Genomic DNA, 20105 nt, shown 5'->3' with positions numbered 1-20105 from the left:
ACAATGGATCGAGGATGGAGGGTCCCCTGATCCACAGTCGAAGCGCTTCGACGATCGGCCGAAAAATACTCCGCCCGGCGCTGTTTCCACCTGATTTCGCAACGGAGTACGCCAGAGGTTTACCGCGCGCGGCGCCCGGTCGTCAAGGGAGCGTTCCCATACGATCTTGGGGGGTCTCCGGCCGCCACGCTTCGCGCAGCGCTCCAGCAGCGCGAACGGATGAATCGATCATGCTTTGTGGATCGTCAGCGGGAGAGCAGCTCGCGAGGCTCGGCGGGCCGGTAGGCGAGCGACTCGGCGGGCCGCATCCGGTCGCGCAGCCCGCTGAAGGCACGGCGGACGCCGACGGTGCGGCGCGGACCGTCGAGCCGCGGGTAGTGCAGGTAGTGCACCCGGCCGGGCCCCTTCCACCAGGGCGAGCCCGCTCCCGACAGCGGGTAGCCCAGCTCGCGCAGGTGGCGGCCGAGCTTCGCCTCGCACAGCGTGATCTGCCACGGCGCCAGCCGCTCCCGCCAGCTGCCGACCCGGTCCGTGGTCACCGGCTCGTGGGTCAGCTTGTGCCAGCTCTTGCGGCTCGGCACCGCCACGTCGGCCACCCGGGCCGGCTCGGCCATCGCCGGGTCGTACTCCTCGCCCAGGAAGCGGCAGATCGCGCGCAGCTCCGGCTCCGGGTCGGCGACCAGCCGCTCGTAGCGGACCTCGTGGTAGCTGTCGGCGGCCAGGCTCCGGCGCGCGCGGGCGGAGCTGTCCATCGCCCGCGCCCAGTCCGAGATCGCGTGGCACACGTCCTTGCCCTGCTGCCACGGCGTCTCGCTCAGCGAGGCCACGCAGTCGCGCCCGTCGCGCACGATGTTCACGATCTGCGCGTCCGGGAACAGCCGCAACAGCGGGCCGAGGTTGTTCAGATAGGCCGGGCGCTTGTCACCCCAGCGCGGCCGGTCGAAGCGGCGGGCGTACGCCTGGAACACGATGCCCATCGCCGATCCCAGGGTCGGCGGCCCCGCCGCGATCTCCTCGATCACCACGTCCGCGTCGAGGCCGAGGTCGCCGAACGCGGTCTTGCCCTCCACGATCCACTCGGCCAGGCGGCGGCGGTTGGCGGGCTCGGCCAGGTCGCCGTAGGAGCGCCGGTTGGCATACGCGGCCAGCAGGAACCGGGTCTCCGGGGGGATCGCGATGCGGGGGTGCGCGTGCAGCATCAGCTGCAGCATCGTCGTGCCCGACCGCGGGCAGCCCACCACGAACACCGGCCGGTCACTGCCCACGGCTATCGCTCCGTCCAGTTAATCCGGATTACACCCGTATTAACGCCCCGCGAACGGATAACGATGCGCGGCTCAGAGGCGGGGGAGCCGCCCCGCGTCGACGTGGTCGAGGACGGTGGCGGCGCCGCCGGTGGCCGCCGCGCCGTGGTCCAGGATGGACGCGGAGACACGTGCGCCGCCCTGCTCCGGGCCGATGCGGCGGTCGCGCAGCTCGGCCTCGACGGCGGGCAGCAGCCACGGCGCGAGCGGCACGAAGTACCCGCCGAGCACCACGACCTCCGGGTCGAGCAGGTTGGCCAGGATGGCGACGCCGATGCCGAGCGCCCGGCCGACCTCGTCCAGCGCCCGCAGCGCCGCCGGGTCGTTGCCGCGGGCTCGGCGTACCACCTCGTCGACCTCGGGCTGCAGGTCGGTGATGTCGCCGTCGCCCGCGACCTCGGGCAGGACCCGCGCGATGATCGCGGAGATGCCGGCGATGGCCTCCAGGCAGCCGCGGCGGCCGCAGCCGCACGGCGGGCCCTGCGGGTCGACGGTGAGGTGGCCGATCTCGCCGGGGAAGCCGCGGTGGCCGCGCAGCGGGCGGCCGTCGCTGATGATGCCCGCGCCGATGCCGACCTCGCCGGTCAGGTAGACGAGGTTCTGCGCGCCGGCGAACTCGCCGTAGCGCGACTCGGCCAGCACCGCGAGGTTGGCGTCGTTGTCGACGGCGACCGGGAAGCCGGGCTCGCCGAGCGCGCGGTTGACGATGTCGCGCAGGTTGACGTCGTGCCAGCCCAGGTTGGGGGCCATGATCACGACGCCGTCCGGGTCGACCAGGCCGGGCACGCCGATGGTCAGGCCCAGCACCCGCCGCTCCTCCTTGAGCACGCGGTTGACCGCGCGGCGGCCCAGCGCGGCGATCGCGGTGGCGGCCTGGGCCGGGCTGGACGCGAGCCCCGCGAACGAGCGCCGCCAGGACAGCACCTGCTGCCCGGCGAGGTCGATGGCCACCGCGGTGAGGTAGTCGGCGTTCACCTCGATGCCGATCGCGGCGTACGGTGAGCCGTCGAGGACCAGCATGGTGGCCGGGCGGCCGATGCGGTGCTCGGTCAGCCCGGTCTCGCGCAGCAGCCGCCGGTCGATGAGATCGGCGACGAGGCTGGACACGGTGGCCTTGTTCAGGCCGGTGGCCGCCGCGATCTCGGCACGCGAGCAGGGCGCGTGGCCGCGTACGTAGCGCAGCACGACGGCGAGGTTCGTGGCCCTGACGTCGGCGAAGTCCGCCGGCTGAGGGCCGCGCTGCATCGTGATCACCGTCTGCCCTCCGGTGTGACTGCACTGGTCGCACCATCATGCCGTATCCGCACATCCGGCGGCACGGGTGCGGACCCGGCGTGGGAACGCTCCCTTGTGGTCGGCAGGACCATGGGTTAGTTTGTTTAGTCGAAAGACGAACTAACTGTACCGCGTACCCCGCTCCACACACACCCCTTTCCCTGATCCTGAGCTTGACAAATGACGAAGGGAGCACGCCGTGGACAACCCCCTCGCGGGCGCGGCGGCGAACCGCCGGTCGTTCCTGAGCCTGATGGGCCTGGGCGCGATCGCCGTGGCCGGCGGCGGCACGCTCGCCGGCTGTGGCGAGAAGGCGGCGAACGAGGGCACCGCGCAGCAGGTCGACCAGCTGTCCGCGGTCCTGCCGAAGTACCAGCCGCTTGAGCTGGTCCAGCCGGACATCAAGGGCGTCTCGCCGGTCGCCAACGGGTTCACCAAGTACCCTGCCTCGCTGGTCGACGCGATCACCGAGAAGCCCGGCCGGGGCAGCACCATCACCACGATGACGCCGTACTGGGGCCAGGTGCCGGCCGGTCCCGGTCAGAACGCCTACCTCGACGCGATCAACGCGGAGCTGGGCGCCGTGGTCACCCCGGGCATCCAGGACGGCAACACCTACGCCGACAAGCTGAACGCGATCCTGCCCGCCCGGGACATCCCGGACGTGCTGTGCATCCCCAGCTGGGAGATCCCGAAGATCCCGAACTTCTCCGAGGCGGTCAAGGCCCTGTTCGAGGACCTGTCCGACCACCTGGCCGGGGACAAGGTCAAGCCGTACGCGATGCTGGCCAACCTGCCCACGGTGGCCTGGTCGAACGCGATCTGGAACCAGCGCCTGATGGCGGTGCCGTGGCCCACCGACGGCCCGTACCCGTGGGCGCTGTTCTACCGCAAGGACATCACCGACGTCCTCGGCGCGGCCGTGCCCAAGACCGCCGAGGAGCTGTACCAGTTCGGCAAGAAGGTGACCAGCCCCGACAAGGGCGTGTGGGCCTTCAACAACATCCTGGCCATGGTCGAGATGATCTTCCGGGTGCCCGGCGCCAAGGAGGGCTGGCGGTACAAGGACGGCAAGGTCGAGTTCAAGTACGAGACCGCCGAGTTCAAGGCCGCGCTGGAGTTCATGGCCCGCCTCTACAAGGAGGGCCTGGTCCACCCCGAGGTGGTGGCGAGCAAGGGCGCCGACGCCAAGCTGCTGTTCTCCAGCGGCAAGATCGTCATGGTACAGGACGGCGTGGGCTCGTGGCTCGGCGTGCAGGCCGAGCAGCAGAAGGTCACCCAGGGCTTCAACATGCAGCCGGTGCCCTACTTCGCCGCCGACGGCGGGCAGCCGCTGGTGCACGGCTCGGGCGACCCGATCTTCTACACCTTCGTCAAGAAGGGCCTGCCCAAGGAGAAGATCGCGGAGATCCTGGGCGTGCTCAACTTCGCCGCCGCGCCGCTGGGCACGAAGGAGTTCGAGCTCATCGAGTACGGCGTCGAGGGCAAGCACTTCACCCGGGGCGAGGGCGGCTGGCCGCAGGGCACCGACCTGCAGGCCAAGGAGAAGGCGGACCAGTTCCGGTTCCTGGCCGGGACGGCGCCGACCATCAAGTACGACGCGCGCGTCCCCACGTACGTCAACGACCTGATCAACTGGGAGAACGCCGCGGTGGGCTTCCTGGAGAAGGATCCGTGGTCGGGCATCAAGATCGAGATGCCGGCCGGTTACGTGAAGGTGAAGCAGCCGACCGAGGACAAGATCACTGACATCGCGCGCGGCCGGCGTCCGCTGTCCGACCTCGACGTCGTGCTGAAGGAGTGGCGCGACGGGGGCGGCGAGGAGGGGCGTACCTTCTTGGCCAAGGCGCTGTCCGACGCAGGCCGATGAGGACGACCGCATGACAGGCAAGACCGGGGTGGCCGGGCCCGCGCAGGCCCGGCCCCTCCCCGTCCAGGCGACACCCGAGCCGCAGGCGGCCCCGCCGCCCGCCCGGCGCGGCATGACGCTGCGCGCGAAGTTCCACCGCGACCGCGCGCTGCTGCTGATGACCGTGCCCGCGGTGCTGCTGCTCACGGTCTTCCACTACCTGCCCCTGCTGGGCAACGTGGTGGCCTTCATGGACTACGACCAGTGGGCCGGGGACAGCGCCGTCGAGGCCATCGTGAACAGCCCGTTCATCGGCTTCACCAACTTCGCCGAGCTGTTCGAGGACTCGCAGTTCTGGGACGCGCTGCGCAACACCCTCACGCTGACCGCGTTCCAGCTCGTCTTCTTCTTCCCGCTGCCGATCGCGCTGGCCATCCTGCTCAACAGCGTGCTGTCGCCGCGGCTGCGCGGCTTCATCCAGACCGTCGTCTACCTGCCGCACTTCTTCAGCTGGGTGCTGGTGGTGACGTTCTTCGTGCAGATGCTCGGCGGGGCGGGCCTGCTCGCCACGGTGCTGCGCGACAACGGCATGGAGCCGTGGAACATCATGGGCAACCCCGACACGTTCATCCTCCTGGTGAGCACGCAGGGGCTGTGGAAGGACGTCGGCTGGGGCACCATCATCTTCCTCGCCGCGCTCACCGCGATCGACCAGAGCCTGTACGAGGCGGCCGCCTCCGACGGCGCCACCCGCTGGCGGCGGCTGTGGCACGTCACGCTGCCCGGCCTGCGCCCGGTCGTGGTGCTGCTGCTCATCCTCCAGCTCGGCAACGCGCTCACCGTCGGCTTCGAGCAGTTCTACCTGCAGCGCGAGGCCGTCGGCCGGCAGGCCGCCGAGGTGCTCGACACGTACGTGTACTACCTCGGCCTGGCCACCCAGGACTACGGCGTCGGCACGGCGGCCGGCCTGTTCAAGGCGGTCATCGGCCTGTTCCTGATCCTGATCGCCAACCGGCTGGCCCGGCGCTTCGGCGAGGAGGGGGTGTTCGTCCGCTCATGACCGCTCTGCTGAACCCGAGCGCCCGTGCCCGGCGGCGCAACCGGCGGCCCGCGTGGGAGGAGCCGCCCACCGTCGCCGGGCAGCTCGTCAAGGGCGCCGTGCTCACCGGCGTGGTGCTGGCCGTGCTGATCCCGGTGTGGTCGATCCTCGTGACCAGCTTCTCGTCCCGCCAGGCCATCGCCGACGCGGGCGGCATGGTGTTCCGGCCGCGGGACTTCGACCTCTCGGCGTACGTGCTGATCTTCACGCGGGGCGAGGTGTCCCGCGCGGTCTGGAACAGCATGTTCGTCACCGTCACGGGCACCCTGCTCGCCCTGGTCTGCACCGTGCTCGCCGCGTACGGGCTGTCCCGGCCGGGCAGCCTGTTCCACCGGCCGCTGCTGCTGTTCTTCCTGATCACGTTCCTGATCGGGCCCGGCCTGATCCCGAGCTACGTGGTGGTGACCAGTCTCGGGCTGAAGGACTCGCACTGGTCGCTGATCCTGCCCGCCGCGGTCAACGCGTTCAACCTGATCGTGGTGCGGCAGTTCTTCATGGGCATACCCGGCGAGCTGATCGACAGCGCGCGCATCGACGGGGCGGGGGAGTGGCGCATCCTGACCCGGATCGTGCTGCCGCTGTCCAAGGCCGTGGTCGCCGTCGTCGGGCTGTTCTACGCGGTCGGCTACTGGAACATGTACTTCAACGCGGTGCTCTACCTCAACAACTCCGAGGACCACGTCGTGCAGCAGGTGCTGCAGGCGTACATCCTGGCCGGACAGAGCCCGGCGGGCATCGGCTCGCCGCCGGCGCTCGGCTTCAACGCCCCGCCCAGCCTCGCCGTCAAGATGGCGGTCGTGGTCGTGGTGCTGATCCCGATCGTCATCGTGTACCCGTTCATCCAGCGCCACTTCACCAAGGGCGTCATCACCGGCGCCCTCAAGGGCTGATCGCCGCGGCACTCCCTTCGCCGCGGCGATCAGCCGTCCCCGGCCCACGACCGTCCCCGGGCGGTAGCCGTCCTGCCCGCCGGCGCCGCCCCGCCGCGCGACGCCAAGCGCCAAGATCGCCGTTTCGTGTCCAAACCTGCGGTCCTAGCCGAGGTTCTGACACGAAACGGCGATCTTTCTTCCCGCCCAAGGGCCGGGGTCGCTGCCGTCACGGGGTGAAGATCGCGGGTTCGTGTCAAGATCTGCGGTCCTACCAGAGGTTTCGACACGAACTCGCGATCATGGCCCAGCCGCCAGCCGCCAGCCGCCAGCCGCCAGCCGCCAGCCGCCAGCCGCCAGCCGCTGTCGGCCGGGCGGCGAGGGTCAGGCCAGGAAGGCGGTGAGCGCGGCGGCGAACTCCGGGTTGCGGACGACGGTCAAGTGATCACCGGCCAGGACCTTCCAGCGCGCGTCGGGCAGCCCGGCCGCGAGCACCTCTGGCCGCCGCGCGAGCCAGTCGTCCGTGCCCGCGAGGACCAGCGCGGGGACGGTGATCCGGTCCAGCGGGATCGGCGTGCGGTGGCTCGCCTGCGCCTGTGCCGCCAGTGCCCGCCGGTCGGCGCCCGTCGCCTCGGCGAACATGCGGAAGCCCATGACCCGCTCGTCGGTGATGGTCGCGGGGTCGTCGGTGAGCAGGCCGTCGATCAGCTCGCGGCCGGGCAGCGCCGCGCGGTCCAGGCCGCCCTGTTCGACGACGCTCGCGCCGATCCCGCCCGTGACCAGGCGCCGGACCCGGTGGTCGCCCGCCGTGGCGAGCAGCGCGACGATGCCGCCCATCGAGTAGCCGGCCAGGTCGTACCGGGCCAGCCCGAGCAGGTCGACGAGGACGCCGAGGTCGCGGGCCATCTTGTCCTCGCCGTACCGGTCGGGGTCGGTGTGCTTCTCTGACGCGCCGTGACCGCGGGCGTCGATCGCGACGACGTGGCGGCCCGCCGCGACCAGCGCGTCCACCACGCCGGGCAGGTGCCAGTTGCCGAGGGCGGACGAGCTGAAGCCGTGGTGCAGCACGACGGTGGGCAGGTCGCCGGTGGTCTCGCCCCAGGTGTAGTAGGCCAGGGTGGTGCCGTCGTACGAGGTGAAGGTGTGCATGGCGGCTCTCCGATCAGGTCAGGGACTGCGGGTCCGCTGCACTCGATCGGCACGCCGCCGCGCGCGCGGCGCTCCGTGATCAGTCTCCGTACCCCCACCGGCCTGGGCATCGGCGATTTCACCGGTCTGCCGAGACGGCGTTAGGAAGGGCACCTTCTACATCGGAAAACGATAAGAAGGTGCCCTTCTTTCAGAGGGTGAGGTCGCGGGCTTCGGCGTAGCGGGCGCGGACCGTGGGGGCGGGGTCGGACTCGAAGAGTTCGGCGCCGGTGAGGGTCCAGTCGGGGGCCTGGCCGGTGGTGAGCCAGGCGGCCTGGCGGGCGGCGCCGTCGGCGACGTACTCGCCGGGCGGCGGGACCAGGACGGGGCAGCCGAAGACCGAGGGGGCGATGCGGCGGACCGCCTCGGAGCGGGCGCCGCCGCCGACCAGCACCACGCGGTTGACGGTGGCGCCCTGGCCGCGCAGGGCGTCGAGGCCGTCGGCCAGGGCGCAGAGCATGCCCTCGACCGCGGCGCGGGCCAGGTGGGCGGGGGTGGACGTGCCCAGGGTCAGGCCGTGCAGGGAGCCGGTGGCGTCGGGCTTGTTCGGGGTGCGCTCGCCCTCCAGGTAGGGGACGAGGACCAGGCCGCCCGCTCCGGCGGGGGCGGACAGGGCCAGCTCGGCGAGGCGGGCGTGGTCGACGCCGAGCATGGTGGCGGCGGCGTCCAGCACGCGGGCCGCGTTGAGGGTGCAGACCAGCGGCAGGAAGTGGCCGCTGGCGTCGGCGAACCCGGCGACCGTGCCGGTGGGGTCGGCGGCGGGCACGGTGGCCACGCTGAACACGGTGCCGGAGGTGCCGATGGAGACGACCACGTCGCCGGGGCGGGCGCCGACGCCGAGCGCGGCGGCGGCGTTGTCCCCGGCGCCGGGGCCGAGCAGCGCGCCCGAGGCGGTGCGGCCGGCCGAGTCGGCGGGGCCGAGCACGACGGGCAGCAGCACGTCCTTGCCGAAGGCGAGCTTGAGCAGGTCGCGGCGGTATTCACCGGTGGCGGGGGACCAGTAGCCGGTGCCGGAGGCGTCGCTGCGGTCGGTGGCCAGCGCGGCGAGGTCGCCGCTGCCGCCCAGGCGCCAGGTCAGCCAGTCGTGCGGCAGGCACACGGCCTCAGTGCGGGCCGCGTTGGCCGGCTCGTTACGGGCCAGCCAGCGCAGCTTCGTCACGGTGAACGAGGCGACCGGCACGCTGCCGATGCCCTCGGCCCAGGCGCGCGGGCCCGCCTCGCCCGGCCCCAGCTCCGCGACCAGGTCGGCGGCGTCCGGGGCCGAGCGGGTGTCGTTCCACAGCAGGGCGTCGCGCACGACCGCGCCGTTCGCGTCCAGGCAGACCATGCCGTGCTGCTGCGCGCCGACCGAGACCGCCGCGACGTCGTCCAGCCCGCCCGCCTCGGCGATCGCCGTCTGGAGGGCCTGCCACCAGGCCTCGGGCGGGCAGGACGTGCCGTCGGGGTGGGCGGCGCGGCCCTGGCGGACGAGCGCGCCGGTGCCGGCGTCGCGTACCACCACCTTGCACGACTGGGTGGAGGAGTCGATGCCGGCGACGAGTGCCATGGGTTCAGTCTCCCGGTGCCTGCCAGGTCGCCGTGAGCAGGCCGTCCACCATGCTGAGCGTGGCCTCGTCGCCGTTGACCAGCACGGTGGCCGGAGGGGTGCCGCCGGCGACGGTGGGGAAAGCGATCGCCGTGACCCGGGCAGGCCCGGCGATGGTCACCGAGAGCGTATCCCCGTCCCGGCGTGCCGCGACAGTGCTTGCGTAACCGTCGTCGCGGATCTCGCAGTGCCCGTCGCCGCCGCCGAAGCTGAGCAGGGTGAGCCGCTCCCACGGCCCGTCGGCCAGGCGGTCGGCGGGCGCGGTCACGGGCAGCAGAGCGTCGCGGCGCACCCACAGCGGGAGCTGCTCCAGCGGCGGGGACACCCGCAGCGTGCGGCCGCCGGTCACCGCGTCGCCGGTCCACCAGTCGACCCACTCGCCCGGCGGCAGGTACACGTCGCGCTGCTGGGTCTCGCTGATCATGGGGGCGACCAGCAGATCCGTCCCGAGGCGGTAGACGTGCTCGGCGCGCCAGGAGCCCGGGTCGGCGGGGGAGTCGACGGCCAGCGCCCGCATCATCGGCTCGCCGGTCTCGGCGGCGCGCAGCGCGAGCGAGTACAGGTACGGCATGATCCGGTAGCGCAGCCGCAGCGTCTCGATGACGGCCGGCTCGACCTCGGGGAAGCGCCACGGCTCGCGGGTGGTGGTGCCGTGGAAGCGCAGCAGCGGCGACAGCGCCCCGAACTGGGCCCAGCGCAGGAACAGGTCGTCGCTGGGGACGCCGCAGAAGCCGCCGGTGTCGTGCGACCAGTACGGCACGCCCGACAGCCCGTGCGCGAGCCCGCCGTTCATCGAGGAGGCCAGCGCCTCGTACGTGCACATGGTGTCGCCGCCCCACTGGGCCGCGTGGCGCTGCCCGCCGAGGTAGGAGGAGCGCGCCCAGACCAGGTCGCGCCCGTGCACCTCGCGGGTGACCGCGACGACCGCGTCGTTGAACAGCAGCGTGTAGACGTTGTGCAGCTCGGTGCCGGTCATGCCGTTGTGCGCGACGGCGTCGGCGGGCACCCCCTCGGCGAAGTCGGTCTTGAACACCGCCACGCCCTGCTCCAGTAGCGGCCGCAGCAGCCCCTGGAACCAGGCGGTCGCCTCGGGGTTGGTGAAGTCGACGATGCCGCCCGCCGGGAACGAGCCGTGCCAGGAGTCGGCGACGTACACGCCGCCGTCCGCACGGCGCAGCAGGTAGCCCAGCTCGGCGGCCTCGGCGAAGCGCGCCGACTTCGCCGACAGGTAGGGGTTCATCCACAGGCACACCCGGAAGCCCTGCTCGCGCAGCTCGGCCAGCATCGCGTCCGGGTCGGGGAAGGCCTTGGCGTCCCAGCTCATCCCGGACCAGGTGCCCTCGGCCTGCCAGTAGCAGTCCAGGTGCAGCACGTCGCAGGGGATGCCGTGGGCGCGGATGGTCGCCGCCCGCTCCAGCACCGCCCGCTGGCTGTCGCGGAAGAAGCCGGACGAGATCCAGGAGCCGAACGCCCACTTCGGCGGGCAGACGGGCCGCCCGGTGAGGGCGTGGTAGCGGTCGATCACGTCGGCGGGGCCGGGGCCGGCCAGCACGTAGTACTCGACCAGGTCGTCGGGGACGAGCAGCTGGGTGACGCTGCCGGTGGACGCGCCGAAGTCGAACTCGACCGGCATGCCCGAGTCGACCACGAGGCCGTAGCCGCGGCTGGACTGGTAGAACGGGATGTTCTTGTACGCCCGGTCGGACTCGCTGCCGAACGCGTCGAAGTTCCACATCACCGGGCGCTGGCCGCGCAGGTTCAGCGCGGTGAAGCGCTCTCCCGTGCCCGACAGGACCTCGTCGGCGGGCAGGCTGAAACTTTCATGGAACGCCACGATGCGGCCGTCCACCCGCGAGCAGCCCAGCGGCAGGTTGCGCATCCGGCCGGAGATGTCGGTCAGGCCCGGGTCGCTGCGCAGCAGCAGCCTGCCGTCCGCGTCGTGGAACGACAGCCGCCACGGGCTCAGCGTGATCTCGGCGGTGAGCGGGCCGCTGGTGATGGTGACCGTGTTCTCGCCCGCGGATACGGTGGCCACGGCACCCGGGTCGGGCTGGGTGAGCGGCAGCAGGCGGGCCGAGCGGCTGCGCGCGGACGGGTCCTCGGACAGGCGCACCCGCAGCACGCCGTCGCCCGCGGCGCCGACCTGGATGTGCAGCGTGTTGCCCGCGTCGGTGCGGGCCTGGAACGTCGCGCCGGCCGAGTCCTTGCCGGTCAGCTCGGCCCGGACCACGCACTCCGGGCCGGGTTCGCCGTAGGCGCGGCGCGGCAGCTCGGGTGGGTCGGCGGAGAAATACTCGTGAGCCACCAGCGGCGGGCGGAACGGCATCATCGGCTCCCTGTACGGCGTCTACTGCAGATATAACCTGTTTTAGTTTTCCGTGTAGCCAAACAAACGTCAACGGTTGACGCTCGCGAGAGGGGCCTCTAATTTGGCCGCCGTGCCGAACCACCCGTACTTCTACGGTGCCGACTGGAATCCGGAGCAGTGGCCCGAATCCGTCCGCGCCGCCGACCTCGACCTGATGCGCCAGGCCGGGGTCACCGCCGCCACCGTCGGCGTGTTCAGCTGGTCGCGGCTGGAGCCCGCGCCCGGGGCGTACGACTTCAGCTGGCTCGACCGCGTCCTCGACGGGCTGCACGCGGCCGGGATCGGGGCGGTGCTCGCCACCCCGACCGCCTCGCCGCCGCCCTGGTTCACCCTCGCCCACCCGGACGCGCTGGCCCAGCGGCGCGACGGCGTACGCCTGGTGCACGGCTCACGCGACACGTACTGCGTGAACGCGCCCGCGTACCGGGCCGCGAGCCGCGGCGTCGCCGCCGCGCTGGCCTCCCGCTACGCCCACCACCCGGCCGTGGTGCTCTGGCACGTGCACAACGAGTACGGCACCTGGTGTTTCTGCGATCACTGTGCGGCGGCGTTCCGGGGCTGGCTGCGCGCCCGCCACGGTGATCTCGCCGCGCTCAACGAGGCGTGGTGCACCGACTTCTGGAGCCAGCGCTACGGCGACTGGGCGCAGGTGCTGCCGCCCCGCGCCACGCAGTACCTGACCAACCCCGCGCACGAGCTGGACTACCGGCGCTTCCTGTCCGACAGCCTGCTGGCCGCGTACGCCGAGCAGCGGGACGTGATCAAGGCGGTCGCGCCGGAGGCGCAGGTCACCACGAACTTCGTGCTCGGCGGGTGGGTGCCGGTCGACCACGCCCGCTGGTCGGGGCAGGTGGACATGGTCGCCATCGACCACTACCCGTCCTCGCTGGACGGCGCCCCGGCGCAGAGCGCGTTCGCCGCCGACGCCGCGCGCGGCTGGTCCGCCGCGGCCGGCCACGGCGGGGAGTGGCTGCTCATGGAGCACGCCCCGGCGCACGTCACCGAAAACGGCGTACAGCGCCGCAAACCACCCGGCATGCTCGCCCGCATCGCGCTGGCCCACATCGCCCGCGGCTCCCGCGGCGCCATGTACTTCCAGTGGCGTGCCGGCCGCGGCGGCGCCGAACAGTGGCACTCCGCCCTGGTCGACCACCCCGGCCCCGGCACCCGCCTCTTCCGCGAAGCCACCGCCCTCGGCACCCGCCTCGCCGACCTCGAAAGGAAGGGCACCTTCTTAACGCCATCGGTAGAGGAAGGTGCCCCTCTTAACCCCTCGCAGGTCGCGGTGTGGTTCGACGAGGTGTGCGGGTGGGCGATCGGGGCATCGCACCTGCCCGCGCCGGTGGACTATCAGGGCATCGTCGAAGGGTGGCACCGGGCGCTGTGGCGGCGGGGCCACGCCGTCGACGTGGTGCCGCCCGCCGCGCGGCTGGGCGGTTACCGGGTGCTCGTCGTCCCGGCTGCGTACCTGCTCACGGACACCTCGGCGCGGCGGCTCGCCGAATACGTACGCGACGGCGGGCACCTGGTGGTGACGTACCTGTCGGGGATCGTGGACGAGCACGCACGGGTCCGCACCGGCGGCCACCCGGGCGCGCTGCGTGACCTGCTCGGCGTGCGGGTGGAGGAGTTCGACCCGCTGTCCGCGGGGGAGTCACTGGTCCTGGACTCGGGCGACGTCGCGGCGGCGTGGACGGAACACCTCACCGCGCCGGACGCCGCGGTGCTCGCCGCGTATCCGGACGGCAGACCGGCCGTGACCAGGCGCGAGCACGGCGCGGGGGTCGCGTACTACGTCTCGTGCGGCCTGGACGACGCCGCGACGGCACGGCTGCTCGCCGCGGTGTGCGCGGCGGCCGGAGCCGAGCCCCTGGTGCCGGACCTGCCGGAGGGTGTGGAGGCGGTGGCCACACCGCAGGGGCTGTGGCTGTTCAACCACACCGACCTGGTCCATGTGATCGGAGGCCGTGACGTCGCACCGGGGGAGGCCGCGCTCGCCGCCTCGCCCGGCGCACCGTCGCCGGACTGAAACTTGTGCAGTTCGTGTCGTCCCGGCAGCACGAACCGCACAAGATCTGGTGGGCGTGGCGCACGGCTGGACGGGAACGGCCGGGTGTGCGGCCCGGCGGGGTAGGTCAGCCGCGGGGCTCGATCTCGCCGGGGCGCCAGGTCTGGTCGTACCAGGGCTGCGTCGGGTCGTGGAGGCGGAGCATGGCGAACCAGTGCCCGCCGGGCACGGTCTGGATCCAGTTCGACCCGCCTCCGGGCGACGGCTCCGGGCCGAAGCAGACGTCGGTGCTGCCGTCCTCGTTCGCGGCGACGGTGCCGGACAGGCTGCTCACGCTCGGCTGCGGCTGGTCGGTGACCAGCAGCGAGCGGGTCTGCGTGTCGTACGCGGTGACCGACCAGAACGCCTTCGCGGGCACCCGCCGGGGCAGCCGCAGCACGTAGGAGCGCCCGCCGTCGAGCCACTCGCCGGTGCCGTCCTCGGCGGTGTACGCGTACACCGAACCGGTCCCGGCCGGCGGATCGGCCATGGCCGGCGTGATCACGGTGGCCAGGTAGTGGAAGGCCGCGCGGGCGTCGAGCAGCCGGGCACCGGCGTGCAGGAACTCGTGGCTGCCGCCGTAGAACAGCCGCTTCCAGGAGGAACCGGGAAGGTAGTACGCCTCGGCGGCGCGCGGCCGGAACGCCAGCGCCCGCGCCATGCCCGCGGCCAGCGGCGCCGCCCGGCCGAGGATCGCCCGCATCCGGTCGTCGGGGGCGAACAGGTCGTCCTTGACGATGCCGACGGCGGCCAGCACGCCGCGCCGCTCGGGATCGAGCGAGTCGAGCGGCTCCTCCTGCACCACGGTGTCGACCTGCTCGTAGAAGGTCGCGTCGCTGGCGAACACGGTGTCGTGCGGCCGCCCGGCGACGTCGACGAACTCGTTGGGCGGCGGGTAGGCGGCCTGGTCGAGGGGGTGGACGCGGACCTGCCGGATGGTGTCGGCGCCGTCGAGGGCGCGGAACACCGCCCAGTTGGTGTACGTCGGGCAGCGGAACACGTAGTAGCCGTCCGGGAACTCGCCCTCGTGATCGGGCGGCAGGAACAGGTACTTGCCGCCCCGGCCCTCGTCGGGACCGGCCAGGCCCAGGTCGGTGACGTGCCGGAACCAGAAGTCGTCCACCACGCAGCGCGAGTTCGGCGGGGCCTCGACCACGGTCGGGCCGTCCCGGTTCAGGTCGAGGAACGTGTGGGCGAACGCGGTGTCGGTGTCGGGTGTCAGATACAGGCTGGCCGACTCGGGGCGCGGGCCGGTGATCGCGATCTGGCGGGCCGAGGTGACGCCGATGTTGCGCAGCCCGGCCCGCATCGCGGCCAGCGACGCGGCGGGCATGGCCACCAGGAACGCCTCGACCGCGCGCATCAGGTCGAGCGCGTCGTACAGTCCGGCGACGCTGTCGGGCGCGGGCAGGCCGTCGGCGAACGCGAACCGGCCGAGCGGCGTGTTCAGCTGATCCGGCACGCCGAGCGACGCCAGGATCTCCTTCGGGATGGACAACTCCGGCCTCCTGTCCCCACGTCCGCGCCTTATCGCACGGTATGCGCAGAAGGAGAGGCCCGTCCGGCGATCGCGTTATTCGGCGACCGCGCGCAGCGGGCGGCGGGCCGGCGCGGGCACGTGCCCGTTGGCGGACGCCTGGCCGGGCGGCAGCGGCACCTGGCCCGAGGCGGTCGCCGGCAGGTAGCCGTGGTGCCCGTTGGCCACGGGGTGGCCGTTGGCGATCGGGTGCCCGTTGGCGGCGGGGTGCCCGTTCGATGCGGCGGGGCCGGTGGCCGCGGGCGGCTGGGTGGTGGCGATCGGGACCATGACCGGCAAGTATCCGCCGGTCGCGGGCTCCGGCTCGGCGGCCGCGGCGGGCACCGGGATGGCGGTGGTGGGGATCGCGCCGGTGCGCGGGCCGGGCTGGGACGCGCCGGGCACCTGGAACACGCCGCGGGCCGGGTGGTCGGGCAGGCCGGGCACCGAGACGGAGGTGAACCGCACCGGCAGCGGCACCGGCTCGGCCACCAGGTCGTGCTGCGGCTCGGCGTACCTGGTGAGCGCGATGACAGCGCCCAGGGTGACCACGAAGCCCAGCGCGGCGACCCAGGCCATGCCGGGCCGGATCTGGTCGCCGAGCAGCAGCATGCCGATCGCGGCGGCGGGCGCCGCACCGGCGGCGTCCATCGCGGCGACCGCGGCGTTGGTGGAGCCGCGCTGCATGGCGAGACCCAGCAGCAGCTGGCCCGTGAGTGAATGTGCGATGACTAGATAGAGCAGCGGATTCAGGCCGAATTCGACGATGCTCTGCGCCGAGGCGAGCGGCCGGGCGGCGATCGCGGCGGAGGCGAAGCAGAGGCCCGCGAGCGAGCCCAGCACCACCGAGCCGAGCACGCCCTTCACCTTGCCCGCGAAGGTGCTCACCCCCGCGATCACGGCCAGCGCCACGACCAGCGAGATGATGCCCTTGGCGTCCAGCGGCTCGGCGTGGCCCGGCTTGGCCGACGCGGCCAGCATGCCGATGCCCGCCACCACCGCCGTGAGCAGCAGGATCTCCGCGGGTGGCAGCTTCCACTTGAGCACCAGCACCCCGGCGAACGCGGTGACGCACAGGCCCGCGGTCACCGCCGACTGCACCAGGAACAGCGGCAGGTCGCGCCGCGCGCCCAGGGCGAGGATGAAGCCGAGGATCTGGCAGCCGAGACCGAGCAGGTACGTACGGTTGCCGAACAGCCGCAGCAGCAGACCCGGATCAAGGTTCTCGGTCGTCGCTGTGCGTGTCGCCGCGACGGACTGCAGCAGGTTGGCGATGCCGTACGCGGCGATCATCGCCGCCAGGAACCACCAGCCAGAGGACACCACCCACGCAGCTTAGACCCTTAGGGGTCGGCAGCGCCCTACCCGGAGCCGACTTAACCGAGTGAATGATGCTGACTACAGAGCGCGAAGACCGGCCGGGCTCAGCCGCTCCAGCACGTCGTCGTGCAGCAGACCGTTGGTGGCCACCGCGGAGCCTCCGGCGGCGCCCGGACGGCCGGAGAGGTCGGTGAAGGTGCCGCCCGCCTCGGTCACGATCGGCACCAGCGCGGCGGTGTCCCACAGCATCAGCTCGGGCTCGATCATGATGTCCAGCGCGCCCTCGGCCAGCAGCATGTAGCCGTAGAAGTCGCCGTACGCGCGGCTGCGCCAGGTCTTGCGCATCAGGTCGAGCACCGAGGCCAGGCGGCCGGTCTGCTCCCAGCCGTCCAGGGAGGAGTAGCAGAAGCTCGCGTCGGCCAGGCGGCGCACGCCGGAGACCCGGATCGGCTGCGCGGCGGCCTGGTGGCGGCCCGCGAACGCGCCCAGCCCGCGCGCGGCCCACCAGCGGCGGCCCAGCGCGGGCGCCGACACCATGCCGACGACCGGCTCGTCGCCCTCCATCAGCGCGATCAGCGTGCCCCAGATCGGCACCCCGCGGATGAAGTTCTTGGTGCCGTCGATCGGGTCGATGACCCACTGCCGGCTGCCGCTGGCCCCGGTCACCCCGAACTCCTCGCCCAGCACCCCGTCCCGCGATCGGGTGCGGGCCAGCGTCGAGCGCAGCGCCTTCTCCACCGCCGTGTCCGCGTCCGAGACCGGGGTCAGGTCCGGCTTGCTCTCGACGTACAGGTCGAGCGCCTTGAACCGGGACATGGAGATGCTGTCGGCGGTGTCCGCCAGCACATGGGCAAGCCCAAGGTCATCGGAGTAGCGGGCCATGGCGAGAACTTATCGGATCTCCGCACGTCCCCGGTACCGGGTTGGCCGACCCGCCCGAAATGAGAACGCGTGGATCAGCGCGTACGGGGTACCTTCCACCCCATGGGCGCGGATGCGGAGAAGGTGCTGCGGACGTTCCTCGACGAGCACGGGCGGATCTCGGCGCTCCCCGCGAAGGCGGGCAAGCGGCGGGTGCTGCTGGAGCACATCGTGGCGGCGTTCGAGCCCGGCGTGAAGATGACCGAGCGCGAGGTCGACGCGGTGCTGCGGGCGTTCTACGAGCCGGACTGGGTGTCGCTGCGGCGCTACCTGATCGACACCGGCCTGATGGCCCGCGCCGACGGCGTCTACTGGCGCACCGGCGGCTACGTCGAGGTCTGACCGGCCGCCCCGGTCACGGGCGCGGAGCGGACGAGCCGCGATCGTCGGCCGGGCCGGGCTCGGCGTCGCCGGAACGGGACGCGAGCAGCCGGCGGAACGACGCCAGCCGCCGCGGGTCCGCCTTGCCCTGCGCCACCCAGGCGTCCAGCGCGCACTCGCCGCCGCCGTGCTCGCAGTTCGGCGGGCAGTCGACCGTGCCCTCGACCAGGTCGGGGAAGCCGTGCAGCAGGTCGTCGGAGGAGACCAGGGCCAGGCCGAAGCTGCGTACGCCCGGCGTGTCGATGATCCAGGACTCGCGCCTGTCCGGCAGGCGCAGCGCGACCGCGCTGGTCGAGGTGTGCCTGCCCTTGCCGATCGCGCTGACCACGCCCACCGCCCGGCCCGCGTCCGGGATCAGCCGGTTGACCAGCGTCGACTTGCCCACCCCGGAGTGCCCGACCAGCACCGACACCCGGCCGGACAGCTTCTCGCGCAGCTCGTCCAGGTCGCCGTCGGGGCGGGTCAGCACGTAGTCCAGGTCCAGCTCGGTGTAGTAGCTCAGCAGCTGCTCCGGCCCGGCCAGGTCCGCCTTGGTCAGGCACAGCAGCGGCTCGATGTCGGCAGCGTACGCGGCGACCAGGCAGCGGTCGATGAAGCCCGCGCGCGGGGGCGGGTCGGCCAGCGCGCTCACGATGACCAGCTGGTCGGCGTTGGCCACCACCACCCGCTCGATGCGCCCCTCGGCCGTGGTGTCGTCGTCGTCGGCGGTGCGCCGCAGCACCGACCGGCGCTCCTCGATCCGCACGATCCGGGCCAGGCTGCCCGGGTCGCCGGTGACATCGCCGACCAGGCCGACGTCGTCACCGACGACCACCGACTTGCGGCCCAGCTCGCGGGCGCGCATCGCGGTGACCTCGAACGTCTTGCGCCCCTCGGTCACCACGCAGGTGTAGCGGCCGCGGTCGACGGCCACCACGAAGCCGGTCACCGCGTCGTCGTGCTTCGGGCGGGTGCGGGTGCGCGGACGCGAGCGGGACGACTTGGTGGCCCGCACCTTCACGTCGTCCTCGTCGTACTCCCGCTTGCGCTTCACGGCTGCACCCTCATCGTCCGGCGACCACCGCGCTCCATAGTGCCGGGAACTCGGGCAGCGTCTTGGCGGTACACGCCACGTCGCTGAGCTGCACGCCGGGCACCCGCAGGCCGATGACCGCCGCGGCGTGCGCCATCCGGTGGTCGTCGTACGTCTCGAAGACCGTGCCGGTCAGCGGGCCGGGCGTGATGGACAGGCCGTCCGGGGTCTCCTCGACCCGCGCGCCGAGCGCGGTCAGCTCCCGGGCCAGCGCGGCGAGCCGGTCGGTCTCGTGGGTGCGGATGTGGCCGACGCCGCGCAGCGTGGACGGGCCGTCGGCGAGCGCGGCCAGCGCCGCGATGACCGGGGTCAGCTCGCCCACCTCGGACAGGTCCGCGTCGATGCCCTTGACCGCGCCGGTGCCGGTCACGGTCAGCCCGTGCTCGGACAGGGTCACCCCGCCGCCCAGCGCGCCGAGCAGCTCGCGTACCCGGCCCACCGGCTGCACGCTGCTGCGCGGCCAGCCGGTGAGGGTGACGCTGCCGCCGGTGACCAGCGCCGCCGCGAAGAACGGCGCCGCGCCGGACAGGTCGGGCTCGATCTGCCAGGCCCGGCCGGACAGCCGCCCGGGGGCCACGTGCCACACGTCGCGCTGGCCGTCGTCCACGGCCGCGCCGGCGGCGCGCAGCATCTGCACGGTCATCCGCAGGTGCGGGGCGCTGGGCACCGGGTTGTCGCCGACGTGGCGGACGGTGATGCCCTCGTCGAAGTCGGCCGCGGCCAGCAGCAGGCCGGAGATGAGCTGGCTGGACAGCGACGCGTCGACGGCGACCTCGCCGCCGCGCAACGCGCCCTTGCCGTGCACGGTCAGCGGCAGGCCGTCGATGGCCGACGCCTCGATCTGCGCGCCCAGCTCACGCAGCGCCTTGAGCAGCGGGCCGAGCGGGCGCTGCCGGGCGCGCGGGTCGCCGTCGAAGGTGACCGGGCCGTTGGCCAGCGCGGCGACCGGGGGGAGGAAGCGCATCACGGTGCCGGCCAGGCCGACGTCGATGTGCGCGGGGCCGGCCAGCGGCCGGGGCCGCACCTCCCAGCGCTCGTCGTCCGAGGTGGACACGTGCGAGCCGAGCGCGCGCAACCCGGCTGCCATCAGCTCGGTGTCGCGGGCGCGCAGCGGGGCCAGCAGCGTCGACGGCCCCAGTCCGAGTGCGGACAGCACGAGCGCCCGCGCGGTCATGGACTTCGAACCCGGCAGGCGGACGACGGCGTCCACGGCATCGACGGCGGTAGGCGCGGTCCACGGCACGAGTGGTCTGCTCACGCCTCACAGTCTGCCTGATGGACCCCGGTGGGGGAGCGCCGGTGGTCCGCCGC

The 20105-nt window shown here is 72.7% G+C and carries 14 protein-coding genes and 1 pseudogene; 5 read left to right on the top strand and 10 right to left on the bottom strand.

The features are described from left to right. Positions 1-245: 245 nt before the first annotated feature. Both Cba03nite_RS06150 and Cba03nite_RS06145 read right to left on the bottom strand, forming a co-directional pair. Entirely contained in the window at positions 246-1265 is a 1020-nt protein-coding gene (locus Cba03nite_RS06150; RefSeq protein WP_203742897.1) for a sulfotransferase family protein, read from the bottom strand. Between the two features lie 72 nt (positions 1266-1337). Continuing rightward, a complete protein-coding gene (locus Cba03nite_RS06145; RefSeq protein WP_203742895.1) occupies positions 1338-2549 on the bottom strand; it encodes an ROK family transcriptional regulator in 1212 nt (403 codons plus the stop codon). Between the two features lie 229 nt (positions 2550-2778). On the opposite strand from Cba03nite_RS06145, the gene Cba03nite_RS06140 reads away from it, so the two are divergent. From Cba03nite_RS06140 to Cba03nite_RS06130, 3 genes are read left to right on the top strand one after another with little or no spacing between them, the layout of a single operon-like run. Continuing rightward, positions 2779-4449 (top strand): extracellular solute-binding protein, encoded by a 1671-nt coding sequence (locus Cba03nite_RS06140; RefSeq protein WP_239125500.1) that lies wholly within the window; start codon positions 2779-2781, stop codon positions 4447-4449. Positions 4450-4459: 10 nt separating this feature from the next. Continuing rightward, the gene (locus Cba03nite_RS06135) at positions 4460-5488 is read left to right on the top strand and encodes an ABC transporter permease (RefSeq protein ID WP_203742893.1); all 1029 of its coding nucleotides are present in this window, start codon (positions 4460-4462) and stop codon (positions 5486-5488) included. Beyond that, on the top strand, positions 5485-6417 hold the full coding sequence (locus Cba03nite_RS06130) for a carbohydrate ABC transporter permease (RefSeq protein ID WP_203742891.1): 933 nt from the start codon (positions 5485-5487) through the stop codon (positions 6415-6417). The genes Cba03nite_RS06135 and Cba03nite_RS06130 overlap by 4 nt, the downstream gene beginning before the upstream one ends. A gap of 363 nt (positions 6418-6780) precedes the next feature. Here Cba03nite_RS06130 and Cba03nite_RS06125 read toward each other — a convergent pair whose 3' ends face one another. The 3 genes from Cba03nite_RS06125 to Cba03nite_RS06115 all read right to left on the bottom strand — a co-directional run bounded on the left by Cba03nite_RS06125 (position 6781) and on the right by Cba03nite_RS06115 (position 11495). After that, positions 6781-7545 (bottom strand): alpha/beta fold hydrolase, encoded by a 765-nt coding sequence (locus Cba03nite_RS06125; protein WP_203742889.1) that lies wholly within the window; start codon positions 7543-7545, stop codon positions 6781-6783. Positions 7546-7735: 190 nt separating this feature from the next. Beyond that, positions 7736-9130 (bottom strand): xylulokinase, encoded by a 1395-nt coding sequence (gene xylB / locus Cba03nite_RS06120; protein WP_203742887.1) that lies wholly within the window; start codon positions 9128-9130, stop codon positions 7736-7738. A gap of 4 nt (positions 9131-9134) precedes the next feature. Next, on the bottom strand, positions 9135-11495 hold the full coding sequence (locus Cba03nite_RS06115; protein ID WP_203742885.1) for a TIM-barrel domain-containing protein: 2361 nt from the start codon (positions 11493-11495) through the stop codon (positions 9135-9137). A 112-nt stretch (positions 11496-11607) separates the two neighbouring features. Here Cba03nite_RS06115 and Cba03nite_RS06110 point away from each other — a divergent pair, with 112 nt between their 5' ends. Further along, positions 11608-13566 carry a beta-galactosidase gene (locus tag Cba03nite_RS06110; protein ID WP_239125499.1) on the top strand — a complete coding sequence of 653 codons (1959 nt, stop codon included), beginning with the start codon at positions 11608-11610 and terminating at the stop codon, positions 13564-13566. A 106-nt stretch (positions 13567-13672) separates the two neighbouring features. On the opposite strand, the gene Cba03nite_RS06105 is transcribed toward Cba03nite_RS06110, so the two are convergent. The 3 genes and pseudogenes from Cba03nite_RS06105 to hisN form a co-directional block, all read right to left on the bottom strand. Beyond that, positions 13673-15082, bottom strand: coding sequence for a DUF1254 domain-containing protein (locus Cba03nite_RS06105; protein WP_203742883.1), 1410 nt, complete (start codon positions 15080-15082; stop codon positions 13673-13675). 516 nt (positions 15083-15598) lie between these two features. Further along, positions 15599-16426: pseudogene (locus Cba03nite_RS06100) on the bottom strand (hypothetical protein); the annotation flags it as partial. Between the two features lie 72 nt (positions 16427-16498). Then, the gene (gene hisN, locus Cba03nite_RS06095) at positions 16499-17302 is read right to left on the bottom strand and encodes a histidinol-phosphatase (RefSeq protein ID WP_203742879.1); all 804 of its coding nucleotides are present in this window, start codon (positions 17300-17302) and stop codon (positions 16499-16501) included. 102 nt (positions 17303-17404) lie between these two features. Here hisN and Cba03nite_RS06090 point away from each other — a divergent pair, with 102 nt between their 5' ends. Continuing rightward, positions 17405-17683: a DUF2087 domain-containing protein gene (locus Cba03nite_RS06090; protein ID WP_203742877.1), complete on the top strand. Its 279-nt coding sequence runs from the start codon at positions 17405-17407 to the stop codon at positions 17681-17683. 13 nt (positions 17684-17696) lie between these two features. Here Cba03nite_RS06090 and rsgA read toward each other — a convergent pair whose 3' ends face one another. Both rsgA and aroA read right to left on the bottom strand, forming a co-directional pair. Continuing rightward, positions 17697-18716, bottom strand: a complete 1020-nt coding sequence (gene rsgA, locus Cba03nite_RS06085) for a ribosome small subunit-dependent GTPase A (RefSeq protein ID WP_203743293.1) — start codon at positions 18714-18716, stop codon at positions 17697-17699. Positions 18717-18765: 49 nt separating this feature from the next. Then, on the bottom strand, positions 18766-20052 hold the full coding sequence (gene aroA, locus Cba03nite_RS06080) for a 3-phosphoshikimate 1-carboxyvinyltransferase (protein WP_239125498.1): 1287 nt from the start codon (positions 20050-20052) through the stop codon (positions 18766-18768). Between the last annotated feature and the right edge of the window lie 53 nt (positions 20053-20105).

Origin of the sequence: Catellatospora bangladeshensis (genome assembly GCF_016862575.1) — a bacterium.
Lineage (GTDB): Bacteria > Actinomycetota > Actinomycetes > Mycobacteriales > Micromonosporaceae > Catellatospora > Catellatospora bangladeshensis.
The sequence above is the reverse complement of the archived record's forward strand: the minus strand, read 5'-3'. Positions and strand labels throughout refer to the sequence as shown.